Source organism: Dietzia sp. CW19, assembly GCF_014145265.1.
In the GTDB taxonomy this organism is placed as follows: domain Bacteria; phylum Actinomycetota; class Actinomycetes; order Mycobacteriales; family Mycobacteriaceae; genus Dietzia; species Dietzia natronolimnaea.
This window is the reverse complement of the sequence record NZ_JAALEE010000530.1, coordinates 5,638-6,572: the sequence shown is the minus strand read 5'-3', so window position 1 is coordinate 6,572 and position 935 is coordinate 5,638. Positions and strand designations below refer to the sequence as shown.

2 protein-coding genes are annotated in these 935 nt (G+C 69.1%); one reads left to right on the top strand and one right to left on the bottom strand.

Annotated elements, in window-relative coordinates; translation table 11 throughout:
• Positions 1-416 (top strand): hypothetical protein (locus tag G6021_RS15005; RefSeq protein WP_182641625.1); only part of this gene is annotated, 416 nt, incomplete at its 5' end.
• An 84-nt stretch (positions 417-500) separates the two neighbouring features.
• On the opposite strand, the gene G6021_RS17575 is transcribed toward G6021_RS15005, so the two are convergent.
• Positions 501-935, bottom strand: a 435-nt coding sequence (locus tag G6021_RS17575) for an HNH endonuclease signature motif containing protein (protein WP_241736596.1), incomplete at its 5' end; no start/stop codon positions are given.

The following is a 935-nucleotide window of genomic DNA, read 5'->3' as shown; positions in this document are numbered from 1 at the left end:
CACTCGTGTGGCTCGTCGCGGCCGGGCCGATGTCGTCCTCGGATCGCGCGGAGCGCGCGGTCGAGCAGACTCTCCGCGACATGACCGCCTCGGACTCGTTCGCCGAGTTCAACAGCCATCTCTGCGCCGAGAACCGGGTGCCGCAGGACCTGGTCGACAACATCACCGCCTCCGGCGAGCAGACCGGCACCGACCTCGACGCGATGCTGCGCGAGTCCATCGCGGGTTCGTTCCCGCAGGATCTCGAGGTCACCGGGGTCGAGATCGAGGGCGATGTCGCCACCGCCACCGTGGAGTCGGAATCCGACGAGTCCGCGCCAGAGCAGGTACGGATGCTCAATGAGGACGGCGCCTGGAAGGTGTGCGAGCCCGGCGTGGGAATGGGTGCGGTGCCTCAGGGCGATCAGCCCGGCTGAGTTCCCGCCGGCTGATCGCCCCGAGTCTGATCGCCCTGAGACACGACGGCACGCCACGCGCCGCACACACGAGCCGTGCAGGAGTCACGCGGGGTGGGTGCGGTGGGCGCCTGGTGGGTTGGTGAGGTGGCCGTCGTCGGTGAAGAGGCGCTCGAGGTGTTGGCGCCATCGGTGGTCGAGGATCCGGTCGCGCGCTTGGGCCAGTGGGCCGTGTGGGGTGGTGCGGTGTTCGTGTCCGGTCTCGGTGATGATGGTCAGTTCACCGAGGGGTCCGGGCCGGTAGGCGCAGTGGCCGAAGGTCTTCTCGCGGTGGTGCTTGCGGCACAGGCAGATCAGGTTCCACTCGGCGGTGGGTCCGCCCAGTTCCGGGCGCAGGTGGTCGAAGGCGATGACGTGGTCGATCTCGCAGTCGCGTGCGTCAACCGTGCAGCCGGGGTGGCGGCAGGTCCCGTCACGCAACCGGATCCTCTCGGCCAGCGCCGGGGTGATGAAGTACTTGAGCACCGCATCCGGCGTGTC